Below are 22552 nucleotides of genomic sequence, written 5' to 3'. Positions count from 1 at the left end.
CGAATTAAAATCTAAAGTGAGAGAATGCTTTGTTAGCCTCTGCCATTTTGTGAGTATCCATTCTTTTCTTAACCGCAGCACCTTCTTCTTTAGCAGCAGCTAAACATTCTGACGCTAAACGTTGTGCCATAGATTTTTCGTTTCTTCTTCTAGAATAAAGTATTAACCACTTCATTGCCATAGAAATTTTTCTATCTGGACGAATCTGCATTGGAATTTGAAATGTAGCTCCACCAACTCTACGGCTACGTACTTCTACGTGAGGCATAACGTTTGTTAAAGCATCTTTCCAGATCTCTAATGAAGTTTTCTCATCATTTTGCTTTTTAGTTTCAATGATATCAATTGCATCATAAAATACTTTGAAAGCTGTAGATTTCTTACCATCCCACATTAAGTTGTTTACAAAACGCGTTACCAATTGGTCGTTAAACCTTGGATCCGGTAAAAGTGGTCTTTTCTTTGCCGCTCTTTTTCTCATGTCTTTTTCTTAAAAGTTTTAAATTACTTTTTTGCTTCTTTTGGGCGTTTAGCACCGTACTTAGATCTTCTTTGCGTTCTTCCTGCAACTCCTGACGTGTCAAGCGCTCCACGAACGATATGATATCTAACACCTGGTAAATCTTTTACCCTTCCGCCTCTAACTAATACTATCGAGTGCTCTTGTAGATTGTGTCCTTCTCCAGGAATGTAAGCATTCACCTCATTACCATTTGTCAAACGTACACGCGCAACTTTACGCATTGCAGAGTTTGGTTTTTTTGGTGTAGTAGTGTAAACACGCGTACAAACCCCTCTTCTTTGAGGACAAGAATCTAAAGCAACCGATTTACTCTTCTTAGTTATCTGAGTTCTTCCTGTTCTTACTAATTGTTGAATTGTTGGCATAATTAATACTAAAAATTATTATGTTTATTAAATTCCCGCTTTTTACGGGGTTGCAAATGTATAAAATAATTTTCACTATACAAACGTTAATCTATTAATTTTCAACAACATTATTTATTAGTATGTTTTTACAAACAAACAATAGATATTTGCATACACTTTAATTAAATAAAAACATTTTCTCTTGAAACAGTTTTTTACTACATTGTTTTTTTTACTTATAAGCTTTTCTGCCTATACTCAAACCTTTTATCTAAAAATAAATGGGTCAAATGATGTTGAAAATAAAATTATCGACTCCTTAAACTATAACACAACTCATCCCAATATCAAATCTTTATTTGACGAAATAAAAAACACTTCCGGTAAACTTTCAAAAAAAGGCTTTCTAGACAATAAAACACTAGAAAACAACAAAATAAACGATAGCACATATACCGCACTTTTCAGTCTAAAAAACCGAATAAAAAGTATACATATATATATAGGTATAAATAATCATTTTTTTGACCCTCATAAAAACCAAAATGATTCCATAATTCTCCCTTATACTGAAATTGAAAATTATTTAAATACCAAAATAATCCAAGCCGAAAAAGAAGGTTTTGCGCTGAGCAAAATTAAACTCGAAAATATTCGAAGAAAGAATTTGACAATTTATGCCGACTTAAATTTTAAATCCGAAAAAAAACGCAATGTAAATTCAATTATCCTAAATTATGCAAATAGCAATTCTGGCAACTTTTTCCCTAAAGGCCATTTAAAGCAGCTTAATAAAAAATACCTGAACAAAACATTTAATCAGGAAATCACAAAACAGCTTTACGAAGACATTAATAATTTCGAGTTTGTTTCCCAAACAAAATACCCCGAAATACTTTTTACAAATGACTCTACTAAAATCTATACTTACATAGAAAAAAGAAAAGCAAACACTTTTGACGGTTTTATTGGATTTTCAAATGACGAAAACAAAAAAGTAACGCTTAATGGATATCTTGATATTCAATTAATCAACACACTTCATGCCGGAGAGCAATTTTCATTATACTGGAAAAGCGATGGAAACCAACAAAAGACTTTCAGCACCAAACTCGAAATTCCATATATATTCAAATCATCACTCGGAATAAAGGCTCAATTAAACATATTCAAACAAGACAGTACTTTTCAAAACACAAAAACAGCTATCGATTTAGGGTATTACATAAATTACAATTCCAAAGTGTATCTCGGATATCAAGCTACAGAATCAAGCGATATCCAAAACACAAATAACTCAACCATTAGCGATTTTGACAATTCGTATTTCACATCAACTTACGAATATAAAAAAATAGACTACAACAATTACCTTATGCCCAAAAAAGCATTTTTAAATTTAGCAGCTGGTTATGGAAAAAGGAACACAAATAATGATTTAGAAACAGCAGGATCCAGTAACCAATTTTACACAAATTTAAATGCCGGTTATAATTTTGAACTCAATAACAAAAACTATATTAACATAAATTCACAAAATTTTTACCTGCATAGCAAAAACTACATTTCAAACGAATTATTCAGATTTGGCGGAATCAGGTCAATAAGAGGTTTTTTAGAAAATAGTCTCCAGGCAAATTTCACAGCCTCCATTCTTACAGAGTACCGATATATTGTTTCTTCAAATCTCTACATTAATTCGATCTTGGATTATGGAATATACCAAGACCTTACAAGCGTTACAGACCCAAACAAAATAAAAAAATTAATAGGAATCGGAATTGGAACCTCAATACAAACACCAAACGGATTAATAAATATTAATCTCACAAACGGAGCAAACAAAACACAGGAATTACAATTATATAACACTATCATAAACATATGTTATAATGTTAAATTTTGACCTTTAACGAAAAAAAAAAATATTTTACTAGGAAAGTTAACAAATTATTAAGAGTTTTGCGATACTAATTCAAAATATTTAAAAATGAAACTAAAGTTCAATGGATTCTTAGTGCTTTTATTAGTACTAGTTGCGCAACTTTCTTTTGCGCAAGAAAGAGCTGTTTCAGGAACAGTTTCTGACAATGCAGGAATGCCTTTACCAGGTGTTAGTGTAATCGTCAAAGGAACGAAATCTGGAACGCAAACCGATTTTGATGGTAAATATTCTATCAAAGCTTCATCAAGCCAAATTTTGGTATTTAGCTACATTGGGATGAAAACCCAGGAAATAGCTGCAACTTCATCAACAGTTAACGTAAAATTAGCTGGAGATGCGCAAGAACTTGAAAGCGTTGTTGTAACAACAGCTTTAGGTGTTAAAAGAGAGAAAAAATCTCTTGGTTATGCAACACAAGAGGTAAAAGGTGGAGACCTGAAAGCAGGAACTTCAAGTGGAAACTTCTTAAATGAACTTTCTGGAAAAGTTGCCGGTGTTAACATCACAAGAAACCAAAACTTTGGAGGTTCTACAAGTGCAGTTTCTCGTGGTATTAAAGCTATCGGACAAAGTAATGAGATGCTTATCGTAATAGATGGTATGCCAATCAACAACAGTAATACTTCTGTTGATGGAACAACAAATCAACAAAGAGGAGCTACTGGTTATGATTATGGTAACAATGGTATGGACATCAACCCTGACGACATAGAAAGCGTTAACGTACTTAAAGGTGCTGCTGCATCTGCATTATACGGATACTTAGCTGGAAATGGAGTATTGATGATTACTACTAAAAAAGGTAAAGCTAAAAAAGGTCTTGGAATTACAGTTTCATCTGAAGTTGTAACAGGAACTATTGACAAAGATACTTTTGTAAAATACCAAAAACAATACGGAGCTGGATACGGTGCTTCTTTCGGTAGCCAAGATGTTAACGGAGATGGTATTCCTGATCAAGTAGTAGCTATGGGAGATGATGCTTCTGCTGGTGATGCTTTTGATCCATCATTAAATGTATACCAATGGGATGCTTTTTCTGCTTATCCAGGCAACAACAATTATGGAAAAGCGACTCCATGGGTAGCTGCACAAAATGATCCAACAAAATTCTTCAAAAATTCTCTTTCTTTAGTTAATGGAATCTCTTTTGAAGATGCAAACGACAAAACAAATGTAGTTTTCAACTACACAAACACTAAACAAACTGGTATTCTGCCAAATAGTGAATTAAACAAAAACAACTTCAGTTTAAAATTAAATCACCAATTTACTGACAGATTATCTCTTGCAACATTTGCTAACTTTTCTAACCAGGCAACTATAGGTAGAAACATTACTGGATATAGTGACAACTTTGTTACTGGATTCCGTCAATGGTGGCAAACGAACGTTGATATTAAACAATTAGAAGATGCTTACAACAATTCAGGACATCAAAACATTACTTGGAACAGAAAATCAGCTGATAATGGATTACCAAACTATTGGAATAACCCATACTTTGAACGTTACCAAAATTATCAAAATGACAGCAGAAATCGTTTTGTTGGATATGCTAACTTAACATACAAAGTTGCTGAATGGTTATCTGTAACTGGAAAAATTTCTACAGATACGTATGCTGAGCTTCGTGAAGAAAGAGTAGCTGTTGGTTCAGTATCTAAAACATTTGGTATTAACTTATTAGACGAAACGTCAGGTTACCAAAGATATAATGGAAACTTCTCTGAACAAAACTATGATTTACTTCTTAACTTCAAAAAGAATTTTGGTGAAGACTTTAATTTAACTGGAATTATTGGAGGTACTGTAAAAAGAAACGAATTTACATCAATTACAGCATCAACACAGGGTGGATTAATTGTTCCTGGATTATATTCTTTATCTAATTCAATTGCAACAAGCCCTTATCCATATGAAAGAGCTCAAAAACTTGGAGTAAATAGCTACTATGCTTCGGCATCTTTGGGCTACAAAGATTTCTTATACCTTGACGGTACTACAAGAAGAGACGCATTCTCAAATCTTCCTGTTGACAATAACTACTTATGGAGTAACTCTATCTCTGGAAGCTGGGTATTCTCAAACAATTTAAAAGCTGATTGGTTAACTTTTGGTAAATTAAGAGCTGGTTATTCTGAAAGCCCGCTTGGAACACCAGGTTTAGCTTTAGTTGATACATATTCAAAAATTGATGCTTTCAACGGACAACAACAATATTCTGTTAACAACATCAAAAACAATCCAAACTTAGAACCAATTAAAACTAAAACTCAAGAGATTGGTCTTGAAATGCAGTTCTTAAAAAGAAGAGTTGGATTTGATGTGAGTGTTTACAAAAACGTAAACAATGGTGAAGCTGTAAACGTTCCTTACTCTACTGCAACTGGATACACTTCTCGTTATATCAATGCTGCAACAGTAGAAAATAAAGGTATTGAGGTTCAATTTAATTTGACTCCAATTAAAACAAATGATTTCTCTTGGGATATCAATGTAAACTGGTCTAAAAATGACAACATGGTAACAGCATTGGCTCCAGGTATCTCAAACTTACTTATCACTACTTACCCAGGTTCTGGAACTTTAAACGCAGTAGTTGGACAACCATTTGGAGTAATAAAAGGTACAGATTATACATACTATGATCCAAATTTCGTTCCTAGTTACCCAGGAGAAGTTAATAAAAATGGCCCAAGAGTTGTAAGTGCTACAACTGGAAGATATGTAATCAATACTTCTACAAATAATATTGTTGGAAATGTTAATCCAGATTGGATTGGTGGTATCCGTAACAAATTTGCTTACAAAAACCTATCTTTAAGTTTCTTAATTGACATGAAAAAAGGTGGAGATATTTTCTCAACTGACCAATGGTATGGTGTAGGAACTGGTTTAGGTGTTCAAACTGCTGGAAACAATGACTTAGGCAACCCTATTAGAAATACTGTAGCAAACGGTGGTGGTGTAATTTTTGACGGAGTTACTCCTGATGGAGCAGTTAATACACGTAGAACTGCTTATTTCAGACCTGAGGCTGGAGCTATCACAAACTCTTACTCTGGTGGTGCTACTAAAGGATATGTTTATGATGCAAGTTTTGTAAAATTAAGAGAGGTAAATATTACTTATAATGTACCAACTTCTTTAGTTCAAAAAATCCATTTAGTTGATGCTAAAATATCTCTTGTTGGATCTAACTTATGGATCATCCATAAAAACCTTCCAGATGCTGACCCTGAAAGTGGACTTGGTTCAAATACTGGTTCTATGGGACTATCTATCGGATCTTTACCAACAACCAGAAATATTGGTTGTAACTTAACAATAAAATTCTAAGCTATGAAAAATAGACTGCTTATATTTATCCCCCTTTTAGCTTTGTTTGCATCATGTACTGATGACATTACAGGACTAAACCAGGATGTTAAACGTCCTACCACTACAAAGCCAGAGTTCTTGTTCACAAATGCTGAACATGCAATGATGGATCAAGTAACAAGCACAAGTGTAAACTTTAATGTATTTAGATTATATGCTCAACAGTGGACTGAGACATCATATCCACAAGAATCTCAATATGATTTAACTGGCCGTAGTATCCCAGACAGACATTGGGCTACATACTATCGTGATGTATTAAGAGATTTCAAAGAAGCTAAGAGTATCTTACAAGATCAAAAAGCTAATTTTACAGGAAGCCCAGCTGATTTAAAGGTTCTTGAAAATAAGATATACATAACTGATATTTTAACTGCATATTCTTACGGTATTTTAGTTGATACTTTTGGTGACATCCCTTATACTGAAGCTTTAGATATCCTTAACAATCCACAGCCTAAATATGATGACGCTCAAACTATCTACAAAGATCTTATTGCGAAATTAACAACTGCATCTCATGGTTTAGATCAAAGCAGCGACAGTTATGATGAAGCAGATCTTATATTTGGTGGAAACACAGCAAAATGGGCTAAATTTGCGAATACTCTTCGTTTAAGAATGGCTATTAATATGGATGATGTTGATCATACTTATGCAAGTACAGAAGCCTTAGCTGCTCTTGCTGATGGTGTTATTTTAGATAATGCAGATAGTGCTTATTTGAACTATGCTACTCTTCAGCCAAATGCTAACCCTTTATATGTTGATTTAGTAGCTTCTGGTCGTGATGATTTTGTTCCTGCAAATACATTTGTTAATAAAATGAATGCTCTTGCTGACCCTAGACGTGCTAAATTTTTCACAGAATTTCCAGCAGGATCAGGAAATTATGCAGGTGGTGTATATGGTGTTCTTAATGTTTATGATAATTATTCACACATTACAGAAACAATTCAAGATCCTACATATCCTGGAGTATTACTAACTGCTTCTGAAGTTCAATTTTTACTAGCTGAAGCTGTAGAAAGAGGAATTGCTGTAGGTGGTACTGCAGAAGCTCATTACAATTCTGCAATTACATTATCTATGCAAGATTGGGGTGTAGCGGCAGCTGACATTACAACTTATTTAGCTAAACCAACTGTAGCTTATGCTACTGCAACAGGTACGTGGAAACAAAAAATTGGTGAGCAATCTTGGATTGCATTATATAACAGAGGTTTTGAAGCATGGACTTCATACAGAAGATTAGACTTCCCTGTATTAGCAGCACCTCCAGTTACATTTGATGATGCTGATGGCCCAACTACAATTGTTCCAAGACGCTACTCTTATCCAAATAACGAGCAAACGCTTAATAATGAAAATTATGCAGCTGCAGCCGCTAAACTTGGAAGTAATGGTACTTCAAAACGTATTTTCTGGGATAAATTCTAATTTTATTCTAAATCAAATACTAAAAGCCACTCCGTTCATTCGGGGTGGTTTTTTTTTATATAAACATTATACCTATATTTGCCTCATGGAAAAAGAACATCAAATATTTGGTATTAGAGCCATTATAGAAGCGATACAAGCTGGTCAGGAAGTTGACAAAGTATTTATACAAAAAGAAATTTCTGGAGAATTAATGAAAGATTTAATGAAGGTAATGAAACGTGCCAACATTAATTTTTCTTATGTTCCAGTTGAAAAACTAAATAGATTAACACCAAATAATCATCAAGGTGCCGTTGCAACAATCTCCCCTATTGGATTTATTGATATAGAACATTTAGTAGAATCGACTATTGCTTCGGGTTCAAAACCTTTATTTTTAATATTAGACCAAATCTCGGATGCTAGAAATTTTGGTGCTATTATCAGAACTGCTGAATGTACAGGAGTAAATGGAATTATTATTCAAAAAGCAGGTTCTGCACCGGTAAATGGTGACACAGTTAAAACATCTGCAGGTGCAGTATTCAATGTACCTATTTGCAAAGTTGAACATATCAAAGATGCTATATTCTACCTTCAGGGATCTGGAATAAAAACCGTAGCCGCTACTGAAAAAACCGATCAAAACATTTATGACTTATCTCTAAATGAACCTTTAGCTATTATAATGGGATCTGAAGACAGAGGTATAAATCCTTCTGTTTTGAAAATTGTAGATGAAAAAGCAAAATTACCAATGTTTGGTTCCATAGGATCACTTAACGTATCTGTTGCATGCGGTGCATTTTTATACGAAACAGTTCGCCAGAGAAGTTAACAAGCATCCCGAAGTAGAATGACAACTTAATAATTATTAAATGTCTTCAAAACTTGCTCAAAATATAGTACTTAGAAAAATCTGTTCTTCAATTGTAATTTTTCTAATTACAATGATGAGTTATGGGCAAACAACAAAGTACAATCAATTTTGGGGTGAGATTCAATTTAGCCGAACTATAAATAAAAAGTGGTCAACTGAACTTAATTTAGGAACAAGTTACAGCAGTACTGAATCATCCCCAAACATTTTTGAGCAAAACACACAAAGATCATTTAGAGCCTGGGGACATTATTATTTGTCTCCACGATGGAAGTTATCATCATTTATAGCATACTTTAACAATAAAGATGTTCCTGAAATAGGTCAATTTGAATCTCCAGAATGGCGATTTGCTTTGCAGGGCATTTATTACTTCCATAAAACCGGATATACTTTAAGTACAAGGATGCGAACGGAACTTCGTCATATGAAAAATGAGGATGATAGCTACGAAAACGTAATTCGATATCGCCAGCAAATTAAATACTTACAACCTATTAACAGTAAAGTTTTACGAGAAGGTGTTATTTATGCTGTTGCTTCTGATGAATTATTTTTCAAATCGGGAACAAAAGTTACCGGTCTTAGTTTTTTTGATAGAAACAGATTAAATATTGGTGCCGGATATCTCTTTTCAGATGACATACAAATTGAACTAACTTATGCCAACGAATATCTTCCCAGAGATAATGGAAATCAAATCGTAAACGCTGCCTCATTCACACTTACATTTAATAATTTTTTTGAAAATCTAAACAAAAAGCTCTTACATAAATCAGAAACTACAAGTGAGGATTAAGTTTATTTTTCTTCTTCTTTTAAAAAACAAGCCAGCTGTTTTACAATTTCATCTTTATGCAATTTGAAATTGTAATCACGAATAAACTCAGTTCCCTTCATATTTATAGAAGCTACAACAGCTTCAAATTTAGAAAACGCAGTTAAATCCTTTTTGTCAATTAAATACAAAACCTGCATAACAGAATCATTTTTTATATACTGTGTATCATAATGCGTTAATTTATATGCATTATTATCAGCTAAGTGTATTATTAAATCATCTTTGATTCCTTTTCCTATCTTTTTTTCCGGAAAAGGTGTGGGCTGTAGAGCAACAAAATAATTTTCTTTATCGGTAACAATATTTATTTTTAGAGATTTAGATTTTGTAGTATAAAAAGCTGCCGGATCAAAATAATAAACCATGGAACCGTCTGCAAGTACTCTATTTTTTACATCGCATTGAGCAAAAGATTCAGCACTTCCAAAAATCAATAAAATTAAAACAGAGAAAAAAGTAATTTTCATGAGTTGGATTAATTAAATTAAAGTGTTCCTTAACAAAATTAATCATTTTAATTCATAAAAATCATTCTTCAGAACCTTTATCAACTGGTTCTGATTTCGTTACAATATAATTTACAATAACATTTGAATTAAAATACGCATCAGGATTTTCATTTTCTTCTTCAGGAATTTCAGTATTTACGAAATTTCCATCTTCATCAAAATGTTTCATAAAAGCATCCTGCGAAGGATCAAAATCCGGTTTCTGCCAATCGTAAATTATAGGTTTTGTATATTCAGAAGTCTTATAATATAAGGAAAGTCCAAATCCCGTAATAAATCCGCCTAAATGTCCTTCCCAGGAAATTGCTGCATCTACATCTGGAAAAACATACCAAATCATTCCTCCATAAAGCAAAATAACAGATAAGGAAAGTGCCACTAAACGATAATATTTAGTTTGTATTCCTTTAAAAAAAATAAAACTTACCAAAACATAAATTAATCCACTGGCTCCAATATGAAAGTTTGGCCGGCCAATAATCCAGGTTATCAATCCCGAAAATAAAATTCCATAACCAATAACGCCTAATGACTGCTTGGGATAAAAAAACTGCAAAGCTGTCAGTAAAACCAAAAGCGGAATTGAGTTATTATATAAATGTTCTAAATTTTCGTGAATAAATGGACTAAACAACACGCCTTGTAATCCGGAAAAATCTCTGGGATAAATTCCGTTTTGATAAAAATCAAAATCGAATCGAATCTGAATCCAGTATATAACCCATAGAAAAAGCACAAAAAATACCGGAACTCCAACAACTGCTGTTGAAAATTTAAATTGATTATCATTCATATAGTTTCGATTCTAATTGATTTTCTGGCATCAAAAAACTATCCAAATAAAAATTACTGATAATTTGTCAGCTATTCTATTTATATGTTAAATGTTTAAAAATTGAAATGCTATATAGTATTTCATGTAACAAAATTAATTTTGAAAATAGTAATTTTACAAAATGGAAGCACCGTTAGCCGAGCGTATTCGCCCACAGAAATTAGAGGATTATGTTAGTCAAAGTCATTTGGTTGGACCAAATGGTTCATTGACGCAGCAAATTTCAAAAGGAATAATTCCTTCACTTATTTTTTGGGGGCCGCCCGGAACAGGCAAAACAACTTTGGCACAAATTATTGCGCAGGAATCGAAACGTCCTTTTTATATTTTAAGTGCCATTAATTCCGGAGTTAAAGACATTCGCGATGTAATTGAAAAAGCAAAACAAAGCGGCGGTCTATTTACTGCCAAAAATCCTATTTTGTTTATTGATGAGATTCACCGATTTAGTAAATCGCAACAAGACTCACTTTTAGCTGCTGTTGAAAAAGGATGGATTACACTTATTGGTGCAACTACAGAAAACCCAAGCTTTGAGGTTATTCCCGCATTATTATCGCGCTGTCAGGTCTATATACTAAATGCTTTTACAAAAGATGATTTAGAAGCCTTATTGCATCGTGCAATGAAAATTGACGTAGAATTAGCATCTAAAAAAATCACTTTAAAAGAAACGGAAGCACTACTCCGACTTTCTGGCGGAGATGGCAGAAAACTGCTTAATATTTTTGAGCTTGTTGTTAATGCTTCTCCAAGCGATAACGTAATTATTACCAACGATCGGGTTTTTGAACTGGTTCAGCAAAATACTGTTTTATATGACAAAACTGGTGAACAACATTATGATATTGTTTCTGCTTTTATAAAATCTATAAGAGGAAGCGATCCAAATGGTGCAGTTTATTGGCTGGCAAGAATGATTGAAGGCGGTGAAGATGTAAAATTTATTGCGCGCAGAATGCTGATTTTATCTAGTGAAGATATTGGAAATGCAAACCCAACAGCATTTATTATGGCTAATAATACTTTTCAGGCGGTTTCAACGATTGGTTATCCGGAAAGCAGAATTATATTAAGCCAATGCGCTATATATCTTGCAACATCTCCAAAAAGCAATGCATCTTATATGGCAATTGGAAATGCACAGCAATTAGTAAAACAAACTGGAGATTTACCAGTTCCAATTCATTTACGAAATGCTCCAACAAAATTGATGAAGGAATTAGGATATGGCGAAGACTATAAATACTCGCATGACTATGCAAATAATTTTGCCGAACAAGAATTTCTACCCGATGCCATAAAAGAAACGGTTCTTTATAATCCTGGAAGCAACTCTAGAGAGAACAGCAACCGTGAATTTTTAAAGAACCGTTGGAAAGATAAATATGGTTATTAAACCATAATATATTTTAGAATTTTACAGAAACTTTTTCTGAAATCAATTTATCATTTTGATAATACTCAAAATACCATTGATTGTCTTTTGCGTTTAAAGATCCCTGAATTCCATCTTTAATAGCAATAAAAGAATCTGCACGCGAAGTTTTTAATAATTTCATTACCACTTTTGGTGTTTTATCAATTAACTGAAATCCATTTTCTGTTGGTTGTGCGTACAATAAATTTGGATCTGAAAGATTAACTACAGGTTTCTCTTCAACTGGTGTACTAGTAACAACAGCAGCAACAGGAGCCGCAGCTTGCGTTACAGTAGAAGAAGTTGAAGAAGCCGTTTTTCCATTATATTTATAGTGCAGTCCAATAACAGATACAAATGCGCCTTCAAGACTTTCTTTATACGCTACTTCGTAGTCCTTTTCCCTGCTCTTTCCAGTTTCAGAAGTATAAATTACTTTTCCATAGCAGTCTTTAAACTGAATAAAAAGTTTTGTTACTAAAAAAGCATTGTCTCTTTTAACATCAATATACAAAAGCTCACATCTATCAATTCCTGCAGGTATTTGCTCATTAGTATAATAAGCCTCAAAACCAGCTTTAAGTAAATTTGATTTTGTTAAAGTAGCTAATCGATATTGATTGTCTGTTTTGATAAAATCATATTTCAGAGGAATTATAACTGCTTTATAATCGTTAACAGATTGCGAAAATCCAATAGCCGAACAAAATAGTAAAGCCAGTAAAACTTTTATTTTCATAATTATAGGTATTTTTTTAGTTCTAGTAAATGATTAATTTGTTTTAAATTTTTAGGAACATCAATATTTCTGATGTTAAAGAAAATAGCATCCATCCCAGCGTTTAGGGCGCCATTAACATCTGCATCATAATCGTCTCCAATCATGACACTGTTTTCTTTTGATGCCTGAGCCAAATTGACAGCATAATCAAAGATAATACTATTTGGTTTTTTAACGCCTGCTAATTCAGAATTTGTAATCGTGCTGAAATAACCTCCAAGCGAAGCATTATTAATTTTCTTAGTTTGAACGTGTGCAAAACCATTTGTTATAATATGCAGCTTATATTTTGGTTTGAGATATTCTAAAACTTCAATTGCTCCATCAAAAAGATGATTATTATCGGTCAAAAACTCAATATAATCATTAGCAATCTGATCTATATTTTCATCAGAAATAGAATAATTTAACGCATCAAAAGAAAATTTTAATCGGTTATAACGTAATTCCTGATGTGTAATTTCATCATTTTGATACAATCTCCAGCATTCCTGATTTATGGGAACATATTTTTGAATAAAATCTTCAATTTTAATTTGTCCGAAATTATTTTTAAAAATGCGATCAAATGCCATTTCTGAATTTTTATCAAAATCCCAAAGCGTGTGATCTAAATCAAAAAAAATGTCTGTAATGTTGGTATTCATAGATTAAAAAATTCCTTCATCTACAAAACTATAATATTTTGTTTCAGTAATAATCAAATGATCTAAAATTTTAACATCTAGGATCTCTCCTGCTGTTTTTATTTTCTTTGTAATTTGTTTGTCTGCATCACTTGGATTCAAATTCCCAGAAGGATGATTATGACACAAAATCAAACCTGTAGCACCATTTTCTAATGCTAATTTAAAAACCAAACGTATATCTACAATCGTTCCTGCAATTCCTCCTTTACTTAATTGTGATTTAGAAATAACCTTATTAGAATTATTCAGAAAAAGTACCCAAAATTCTTCATGTGATAGTTCACCTATTATTGGTTGCATAATTTCGAAAGCATTTTTACTTGAAATAATTTTGTCCAATTGTACTATATCCTCTGCCCTTCTTCTACGTCCTAATTCTAAAGCAGCAATAATGGTAATTGCCTTTGCTTCGCCAATGCCTTTAAATTGCATTAATTGAGAAATAGATACTTTTCCTAAAGAATTTAAATTTCCAGCACTGGCCAAAATTCGTTGACTTAAGGCGACTGCCGATTCATTGCGACTTCCAGAACCGATTAAAATAGCCATTAACTCAGCATCGCTTAAAGCATCTTTGCCTTTAAGCATTAATTTTTCCCTTGGTTTGTCATCTTCTGACCAATTTTTAATGGGAAAATTTGTAGTTTCCATCTAAAGTAAAATTTAATTATTTAAAGGAAACTCTTTTCTTAATCTCCACAGCGAATATATTAAAAAATAAGAAAAATCTCTCGTAAATAAAATTCAGATTTCGAATAATAATAAAAATGTGCCAATCGCTTTTTGCAATTGGCACATTTTCTAATTCTTTAAATTGACTAATTTTCTAATTAATCAATTGTTTTACTTCATCAAAATTCAAACCTCCATAATTTCCTGAACTCATTAATAAAAGTGCAGAATTGTCAAGATTTAAGTTGAATAAGTATTCTTTAAATTCAGCTGGATTTGTATAGATGATTAAATCTTCTCTGTTAAATGAAGTTGCTATTTGTTCGTATGTTACTTCTTCTAACTGTTTGATTTTTACAGCATCTGGAGAATAAAAAACAACTGCAACATCAGCATATTCTAAAGCTCCTTCATACTCTTTTAAAAATTCGGCATTTAAACTGCTGTACGTATGTAACTCTAAACACGCTACCAAAGTTCTGTTTGGATATTGCTCTTTTACAGCTTTAGTTGTTGCCGCAACCTTACTTGGCGAATGTGCAAAATCTTTGTAAGCAACTTTTCCTTTTCCTTCGGCAATTTTTTCTAAACGTTTAGAAGCACCTTTAAAACTGGCAATTGCTTCATAAAAATCAGCTTCATCAACGCCCATATTTTGGCAGATCCATTTTGCTCCGGCAAGATTGTTTAAGTTATGCGCTCCAAAAACTTCAATTGGCATATCGCCTTCTGGCGTTTTCAATAAAGTTACACCATCGCTAACCGAATATTCTGGCGTGTGGTAAGCTAATTTACGAATTGGATTTGTAGCTGCCTCAGAAACACGTTTTACTTCCGGGTCATTTTCGTTATAAACTAAAATTCCTCCGTTTGTAATTTTCGAAATAAAAATTTCAAACTGTTCTACATAATTTTCATAAGTTGGAAACACATTGATATGATCCCAGGCAATTCCTGAAATCAAAGCAATATTTGGCTGATATAAATGAAACTTCGGACGACGATCTATTGGCGACGATAAATATTCATCTCCTTCTAAAACCATAAAATCATTTTCTTCAGTAAGATGCACCATCGTATCAAAACCTTCTAATTGTGCACCAACCATATAATCTACTTCAATGTTATGATAATGCATAACGTGCAAAATCATCGAAGTAATAGTAGTTTTTCCGTGCGAACCGCCAATTACAACACGGGTTTTATTTTTAGATTGTTCGTATAAAAATTCTGGATAAGAATAAATTTTAAGTCCTAATTCCTGCGCTTTCAACAATTCCGGATTATCGGCTTTTGCATGCATTCCAAGAATTATGGCATCAATATCGGCAGTGATTTTTTCAGGAAACCAGCCTAGTTCAGCAGGAAGAATTCCTTTTTTTTCTAATCTTGATTTTGAAGGCTCAAAAATAGCATCATCGCTTCCTGTAACCTGATATCCTTTATTGTGCAATGCTAATGCTAAGTTGTGCATAGCGCTTCCGCCTATAGCGATGAAATGTGTTTTCATTTAAAATGTTTAATCGTTAAACTGTTTAATTGGTTAATCGAAAAAGCCAATAACTAATAAAACTCCAATAATTATTTTTCAAAAATAAGGAAATATAAAATGTGTTATTTCCTTTTATAGATAAATTAGTACTTTGTACGAAAAATATTTTTAAACCTTTCCCAACCTTTATCGAGAAACTGCCCTCTATAGATAAAAAGCACTTTATGAAAAATATACTATTTGTTTTATTATTGATTTCTACCACAATATTTGCACAGCAAAATGATAAAAGATGGGACAAAGTTATTGCCCTTGAAAATGAAGGCAAAGTAAAATCGGCAAACGAAATTGTTTCTAAAATTTACAAAAAAGCAATAAGTCAAAAAGACGAGGTCCAAATGATAAAATGCTTTTTCTATCAATCTAAATATCTACAGGTTGTGGATGAAAATGCACAAACCAAAATTTTAAATAATCTTAAAACCGATATCAACCGAGTTTCTATTCCATCAAAAGCAATTTTGAATTTGGTCTACGCAAAATGTTTAACAGATTATTATGCCCGAAACAAATATCAAATTGAAAAAAGAACTAATACCGTAGAACTGGATAATGATTTCCTTACTTGGACAGCAAAAAATTTCAATGCTCAAATTGATCTTGCTTTAAAGATTTCTATGGAAAACGAAGCAGTTTTAAAAAATACTTCATTAGCTAAATACGAAGCCATTTTTGATTATCCAACCATTGAGAAATTTAAAACCCTTAATTTGTTAAATTATGCAATATCAGAAAATATAAGTCTTCAATCACAAAAAATTCGCACGTGGGAAATTCAAAAAAGTGATTTTTTATCTTCTAAAAAAGATCTTTTAGGAGATTCAAATGATTTTATAAAATTAAACTTTGATTCTGTTTCAAACGAAAATCTTAAAATCACTTTAAAACTCTATCAAAGACAAGAAATTAACAATTCGACTGCCGAAAATATTTGGGGAAGAATTCAGTTTCTCAAAAAAAATATTTTGGACACAGATGAAGATTACATTCAGGCTTTAGCTGCTCTTCAAAACAAAACTGATAATGTGCTTTTAATACAAAACATTCAGTTAGAAAGAGCCTCTTTTTTATCTCAAAAAGCCTCAAAAAAAGCATACCCTGATTATAATATAAAAGCAATTGCAATTTTAGACAGCATTTTACAAATTAACAATAAATCAAATGCGTATAAACTTGCCATACAGCAAAAGGAAAACATTTTATATAAAAATTTAAATGTGCAGCTTCAAAAATATGTTTACAACAACGAAAACACGCGCGCTTTTGTTCAATATAAAAATGTCGAAAAACTTAAAATTTCCTTTTTCAAAATTTCACAAACACAGCTTATTAATCTCACAAAATCTTATATCACAACAGATGGAATCAGAGATACAATCATTCAAAAAACAAAACCTGCAATTTCACAATCTTACACCTTAACCAACAAAAAAGATTATTTTGAATATTCAACAGAAGTTTTGCTGCCACAACTAGAGACAGGTTCTTATTTAGTATATTTTGAAAGTGAATCCGATTCAAATGACAGGAAAGCTTATGCCTTTGAAACTATTACAGTTTCTGACTTTATAATTTTAGGAACTCAAAATGATACAGCGGAAATTTATCAGATTCTGGATCGAAAAACCGGAAAACCATTAGAAAATGTAAACATCAAATCTCAGTTAATTAATGTTCTAACAAATAAAAACGGAATTGCGGTTTTTGAAAAGAAAATTAACCAGTATACTTATCAACCTATTACTGTTTACACACCAAAAGATACTCTTTACATTGAAAACAAATATCTTGCTTACAATAACCTATATAACAACAAAAATGAGGATCAGAATAATTTTAAAGGAAAAGTAGAATTTTATTTAGATCGTGCAATTTATCGTCCGGGACAAACTGTTTACTATAAAGGAATTGCGACACAAAAAACTAAAAACAAATCGGCTGTAGTTCCTTTTACAACATTTCAAATTATTGTGGAAGATCCTAATAATACTGAAATCAAAGAAATTGATGTTACAACAAATGAGTTTGGTTCTTTTTCGGGTGAATTTGTTCTTCCAAAATCTGGCCTGACAGGTAGTTTTTTAATTACTGCCGATGAACCTAATGACTATGAAAATGATAAAGTTTATGATAAAACAAAAGATGAGCATCCATTTTGGGATAATGTAGATTTTGAAACTTCCCAAATCGATTTTCAGGTTGAAGAATACAAACGTCCAAAATTTGAGGTAACTTTTGAACCTAAAAAAGAAAGTTTTCAGCTTAATCAATTAGTTAAAGTAAAAGGAACTGCAAAAGCTTTTGCAGGAAGTAACATTTCTGATGCAAAAGTAACTTATACCGTTACCCGACATACGACTTATTTAAGACATTTCTATAATCAGGAAGTTGAAAATGAAGTATTAGCCGTTGAAGAAACTAAAACTGATGCCTCAGGAAAATTTTCAATTGATTTTACAGCTCTTCCTGCTAAAAACTCTAAGAAAGAACTATTGCCTGTTTTTAATTATGAAATAAAAGCTTCTGTTACTGATATCAACGGAGAAACTCATGATGCCGGCACTTCTATAAAAGTTGGTTACCATGACTTAGAATTAAATGCTGTAATTCCTAATGAAATCTACACTAAAAATAAAAATGAGATTAAACTTTTAAGCACTAATCTCAATGGAGAATTTATGCCAATTAAGGGAGAAATAAAAATTTACTATCTCAACCCATTCTCTACAAAATTTAAGGGCAGAGTATTTCCTAATCCTGAAATAGAATCTATTTCAAATTCTGATTTTGAAAAATTATTCCCATACGAAAACAATCAAAATTCAAAAGAAAAAACAACCGAAATCTTATTGTATTCCAAAAATATAGATACACAAAAAGACAAAACTCTTACTTTAGATTTCATTTCAAATTATAAATCCGGTGACTATAAAATTGTCTTTTCTGCAAAAGATAGTTTTGGAAATTTAATAGAAAGCAATTCAAATTTCAGGCTTTTTCAAAGCAGCGATAAATTTGACACAAGTCGTTTATTTGGTGTAACGCAAATAAATCAAGATGCCTTAAAAGAAGGTTTTGTTTTAATAAAACTAACCTCAGTTCTGCCAGAATTACACATTACTGCGACGGCTAATTATGAAAACAAATTATATTCAGAAGAAATATATCACCTTCAAGATCATGAAGCGTTAGTTAAGATCCCGATAAAAAAAGAATTTCAAAATGGGGTAATTATTGATTTCACAAGTATATACGAGAATCAAAAATTTGACAATAATGTTTTTGTTATTTTAAAAAAAGAAAAACCAGAATTTAAATTTGATGTGGAAACATTTAGATCTAAAATACAACCCGGAAGTAACGAGAACTGGTCTTTTAAATTAACCGGAACAGCTGCAAAAAAAGAATCTGAAGTTTTGGCGTCAATGTATGACAGCTCATTAGATCAATTTACCACAAAAAATTGGCCAAGCTTAAATCTTGATCAATACAATATTGGACACAGTTACAAAGCACTTTTAGGTAACGAAAAAACATATACTACAATCCTTAATTTAAATACTCCGTCTAAGCGTATTGAACTAAAAAATGAAAGTACAAAACTAATCTGGTTTGGATTTGATTTTGCCCGCACCAGCAATGATGTAATTTATTTACAAAGAGAATATCAAAGACAGTTAACAAAAAAAATAAAAAAACCATTAGATGCCAAATTGATTTCCGGTATTGTAACTGACCGGGATCAATTAGCTCTTCCTGGTGTGAGCATAACTATTAAAGGTACACAAAGAAACACAAGTACTGATTTTGACGGATATTATGAAATTGAAGCAAAAGAAAATGAAGAACTTGTTTTCGCCTATATTGGTTATAAAAATCAATCTGCAATTGTTTACAAAGATAAAACCATCAATTTTGAATTAACAGCAGAATCAAATCACTTAGAAGAAGTGGTTGTAGTTGGTTATGGCACGCAAAAAAAGAAGTCAATAATGGCTTCTGCTACCCAAATAGTTCTTTCAGAAGATAATGCTGTTTATGATTCCGCTGGATTTTCACAACAATTAGCCGGAACCGTACAAGGTGTACAAATTAGAGGAGCATCGACAATTAAAGGAGCCAATCCTTTATATGTAGTTGATGGGCAAATAGTAAGTGATATCAAAAATTTAAATCAAAATGAGATTTTATCAATTGATGTTTTAAAAGATGAAAAAGGAACCGCTCTTTATGGAAGCAGAGCAGCAAATGGAGTTATAATTATTACAACTAAAAGTGCATTAGAAGCCTTAACACAAGTAAAAGCCAGAAAAAACCTTTCTAAAACTGCTTTCTTTTTCCCGAATTTAAAAACAGATTCTAATGGAAAAGTGAGTTTTAATTTTACTTCTCCAGAAGCATTGACCGCTTGGAAACTTCGTCTTTTAGCTCATAACAAAAATGCTGTTTCCGGTTATTTAGAGAAAAGCGTTATTACACAAAAAGAGTTAATGGTTTTACCAAACTTCCCAAGATTCTTTAGAGAAAAAGATACAATTGTTATTAGTACCAAAATCGCTAATGTTACCGCTGAAGAGAAAACCGGAATTGCTTCTTTACAATTTTTTGACGCCGTGACAATGCAGCCAATCGATGCAAAATTGCTAAACACAAATAATATTCGAAATTTAACTATTCCTGCTTATGGAAACACAACGGCAAACTGGACAGTTACAATTCCGGAAGGTTTACAGGGTGTTCAGTATAAAATTTTGGCTAAATCCGGTAATTTTTCAGATGGAGAAGAAAACATCATTCCTGTTTTGACAAACAATATGCTCGTTACAGAAAGTATTCCGGTTTGGGTTCGTGAGAATTCGACTAAAGAATACACATTCGAAAATTTAAAAAACAATAATTCTACAACATTAAGAAATCATCAGTTTACGTTTGAATATACTTCAAACCCAACCTGGATTGCCATTCAATCTTTGCCATATTTAATGGAATACGAACATGAATGTGCAGAACAAACCTTTGCACGTTTTTATGCCAACGCTTTAGCATCAGAAATAATCTCCAGTAATCCAAAAATTGCGACTGTATTTGAAGATTGGAGAAAAAATGGAAAACCAATTTCTAAATTAGAAGAAAACGAAGAATTGAAATCAATTATTTTGGCCGAAACACCTTGGCTGAATGATGCTCAAAATGAAGATGAAAAGAAAAAGAATATTGCTCTTTTATTTGATTTAGAGAAAATGAAAACTTCTCAGGAAACTGCATTCGATAAATTAAAACAAAAGCAAAAATCATCTGGGGGTTTCTCTTGGTTTGACGGCGGTTATGAAAGCGAATATATCACAAGACATATTCTGGCAGGTTTAGGTCATTTAGCAAAATTGAGTAAAAATGATATTGCAAAAATCGATGAAATCGCCAAAATAGGAATTCCGTTTTTAGACAATAAGTTTTTAAACTACCACCGATTCAGGACCAAAAATTTAAAAACAACCGATAAACTAATCTGGATTAATCCGTATTCTGATCTTCATTATTTTTATACCAGAAGTTTTTATTTAGAAAAATATCCTATTTCTGACACTTTAAAAAAGGTTACTAAATTATATTTAGAAATAGCTAAAAAAGAATGGCTTGATTATTCACTTTACGAAAAAGGACTGGCGGCTTTAACTTTAAACCGTTTTGGAGAAACAGAAACTGCTAAAAAAATCATCGAAAGTTTAAAAGAAACTTCTTCAAATAATGAAGATTGGGGAATGTACTGGATTGCCAACAAATCTGGCTGGTATTGGTATCAGGCGCCCATTGAAACTCAGGCTTTATTGATTGAGGCTTTCGCCGAAGTTACGCAAGACACCAAATCTGTAGATGCGATGAAAGTCTGGTTGTTAAAAAACAAACAAACCAAAAACTGGCCAACAACAAAATCTACAACCGAAGCTATTTATGCTTTATTATTACAAGGTACAGATTGGCTTTCTGTAAAAGACAACACAATTATAAAATTGGGTGACGAAAAAATTATAACCAAAAAGCTGGCAGAAAATAAAAAAGAAGCCGAAACAGGTTATATCAAATTAAACTGGAAAGCTGATGAAGTAAAGAAAGAAATGGCTTCTGTCAGTATTCAAAATAAATCAAAAGTTCCAGGATTTGGGGGCATTTACTGGCAGTATTTTGAAGATTTAGATAAGATTAAAAATAATTCGGGAGCAGTTTTATCTGTTTCAAAAGAACTTTATCTAAAGAAAAGCACTTTAAAAGGAGATGAATTAGAAAGAATTACAGCAAAAAATTCTTTAAAAACCGGAGATTTGGTTACGGTACGTTTAATTATTACTTCAAAAGAAGATACAGAATATGTTCATTTAAAAGATATGCGGGCGTCTTGTTTTGAACCTGTAAATGTACTTTCACAATATCAATATTCAGATCGTTTAGGATATTATATGAGTACAAAAGATGCGGCAACACATTTCTTTTTTGACCGAATCAATAAAGGAACTTATGTTTTGGAATATGATATTAGAGTAAATAACAGTGGCGAATTCTCAAACGGAATTACAACAATCCAAAGTATGTATGCTCCGGAGTTTGCAAGTCATACAAAAGGAATTCGAGTAAAAGTTCAATAAAAAATTCCAAAAAATAAATTCCAAATTCCAAAGAATGCCGGAAAAAACTATCCTAAAAAACCTGTCGGGTTTACTGAACCTGTATGTCAGGCTGAGCGAAGTCGAAGCCTTTTT

General features: G+C 32.2%; 15 protein-coding genes. 7 read left to right on the top strand and 8 right to left on the bottom strand.

Features of this window, described 5'->3' with window-relative positions:
• Positions 1 to 4 precede the first annotated feature (4 nt).
• Together rpsG and rpsL are read right to left on the bottom strand one after the other, a co-directional pair.
• A complete protein-coding gene (gene rpsG, locus APR43_RS06440) occupies positions 5 to 481 on the bottom strand; it encodes a 30S ribosomal protein S7 (RefSeq protein ID WP_026727879.1) in 477 nt (158 codons plus the stop codon).
• A 23-nt stretch (positions 482 to 504) separates the two neighbouring features.
• Entirely contained in the window at positions 505 to 888 is a 384-nt protein-coding gene (rpsL, locus tag APR43_RS06435; protein ID WP_007136570.1) for a 30S ribosomal protein S12, read from the bottom strand.
• Between the two features lie 184 nt (positions 889 to 1072).
• On the opposite strand from rpsL, the gene APR43_RS06430 reads away from it, so the two are divergent.
• The 5 genes from APR43_RS06430 (at position 1073) to APR43_RS06410 (ending at position 9300) form a co-directional block, all read left to right on the top strand.
• Positions 1073 to 2776, top strand: coding sequence for a hypothetical protein (locus APR43_RS06430; protein ID WP_053470825.1), 1704 nt, complete (start codon positions 1073 to 1075; stop codon positions 2774 to 2776).
• An 84-nt stretch (positions 2777 to 2860) separates the two neighbouring features.
• On the top strand, positions 2861 to 6157 hold the full coding sequence (locus APR43_RS06425) for a SusC/RagA family TonB-linked outer membrane protein (RefSeq protein WP_053470824.1): 3297 nt from the start codon (positions 2861 to 2863) through the stop codon (positions 6155 to 6157).
• Positions 6158 to 6160: 3 nt separating this feature from the next.
• A complete protein-coding gene (locus APR43_RS06420) occupies positions 6161 to 7639 on the top strand; it encodes a SusD/RagB family nutrient-binding outer membrane lipoprotein (protein WP_053470823.1) in 1479 nt (492 codons plus the stop codon).
• Positions 7640 to 7724: 85 nt separating this feature from the next.
• Positions 7725 to 8459, top strand: a complete 735-nt coding sequence (gene rlmB / locus APR43_RS06415) for a 23S rRNA (guanosine(2251)-2'-O)-methyltransferase RlmB (protein ID WP_053470822.1) — start codon at positions 7725 to 7727, stop codon at positions 8457 to 8459.
• A gap of 40 nt (positions 8460 to 8499) precedes the next feature.
• Positions 8500 to 9300: a DUF2490 domain-containing protein gene (locus APR43_RS06410; RefSeq protein ID WP_053470821.1), complete on the top strand. Its 801-nt coding sequence runs from the start codon at positions 8500 to 8502 to the stop codon at positions 9298 to 9300.
• 2 nt (positions 9301 to 9302) lie between these two features.
• Here APR43_RS06410 and APR43_RS06405 read toward each other — a convergent pair whose 3' ends face one another.
• Both APR43_RS06405 and APR43_RS06400 read right to left on the bottom strand, forming a co-directional pair.
• Positions 9303 to 9809: a hypothetical protein gene (locus APR43_RS06405; RefSeq protein ID WP_053470820.1), complete on the bottom strand. Its 507-nt coding sequence runs from the start codon at positions 9807 to 9809 to the stop codon at positions 9303 to 9305.
• Positions 9810 to 9870: 61 nt separating this feature from the next.
• The gene (locus APR43_RS06400) at positions 9871 to 10644 is read right to left on the bottom strand and encodes a rhomboid family intramembrane serine protease (RefSeq protein WP_053470819.1); all 774 of its coding nucleotides are present in this window, start codon (positions 10642 to 10644) and stop codon (positions 9871 to 9873) included.
• 163 nt (positions 10645 to 10807) lie between these two features.
• On the opposite strand from APR43_RS06400, the gene APR43_RS06395 reads away from it, so the two are divergent.
• Positions 10808 to 12085 (top strand): replication-associated recombination protein A, encoded by a 1278-nt coding sequence (locus APR43_RS06395; RefSeq protein WP_053470818.1) that lies wholly within the window; start codon positions 10808 to 10810, stop codon positions 12083 to 12085.
• Between the two features lie 13 nt (positions 12086 to 12098).
• On the opposite strand, the gene APR43_RS06390 is transcribed toward APR43_RS06395, so the two are convergent.
• From APR43_RS06390 to APR43_RS06375, 4 genes are all read right to left on the bottom strand, one after another.
• The gene (locus APR43_RS06390; protein ID WP_053470817.1) at positions 12099 to 12845 is read right to left on the bottom strand and encodes a hypothetical protein; all 747 of its coding nucleotides are present in this window, start codon (positions 12843 to 12845) and stop codon (positions 12099 to 12101) included.
• A gap of 2 nt (positions 12846 to 12847) precedes the next feature.
• Positions 12848 to 13534 carry a YjjG family noncanonical pyrimidine nucleotidase gene (locus APR43_RS06385; RefSeq protein WP_053470816.1) on the bottom strand — a complete coding sequence of 229 codons (687 nt, stop codon included), beginning with the start codon at positions 13532 to 13534 and terminating at the stop codon, positions 12848 to 12850.
• Positions 13535 to 13537: 3 nt separating this feature from the next.
• Positions 13538 to 14227, bottom strand: a complete 690-nt coding sequence (gene radC, locus APR43_RS06380) for a RadC family protein (RefSeq protein ID WP_053470815.1) — start codon at positions 14225 to 14227, stop codon at positions 13538 to 13540.
• 175 nt (positions 14228 to 14402) lie between these two features.
• A complete protein-coding gene (locus tag APR43_RS06375) occupies positions 14403 to 15758 on the bottom strand; it encodes a UDP-N-acetylmuramate--L-alanine ligase (RefSeq protein WP_053470814.1) in 1356 nt (451 codons plus the stop codon).
• Positions 15759 to 15964: 206 nt separating this feature from the next.
• On the opposite strand from APR43_RS06375, the gene APR43_RS06370 reads away from it, so the two are divergent.
• The gene (locus tag APR43_RS06370) at positions 15965 to 22438 is read left to right on the top strand and encodes a carboxypeptidase-like regulatory domain-containing protein (protein ID WP_053470813.1); all 6474 of its coding nucleotides are present in this window, start codon (positions 15965 to 15967) and stop codon (positions 22436 to 22438) included.
• Positions 22439 to 22552: the final 114 nt, after the last annotated feature.

The sequence above is a fragment of the Flavobacterium sp. NLM genome (genome assembly GCF_002210235.1).
Taxonomy (GTDB): Bacteria; Bacteroidota; Bacteroidia; order Flavobacteriales; family Flavobacteriaceae; genus Flavobacterium; species Flavobacterium panici.
The sequence above is the reverse complement of the archived record's forward strand: the minus strand, read 5'-3'. Positions and strand labels throughout refer to the sequence as shown.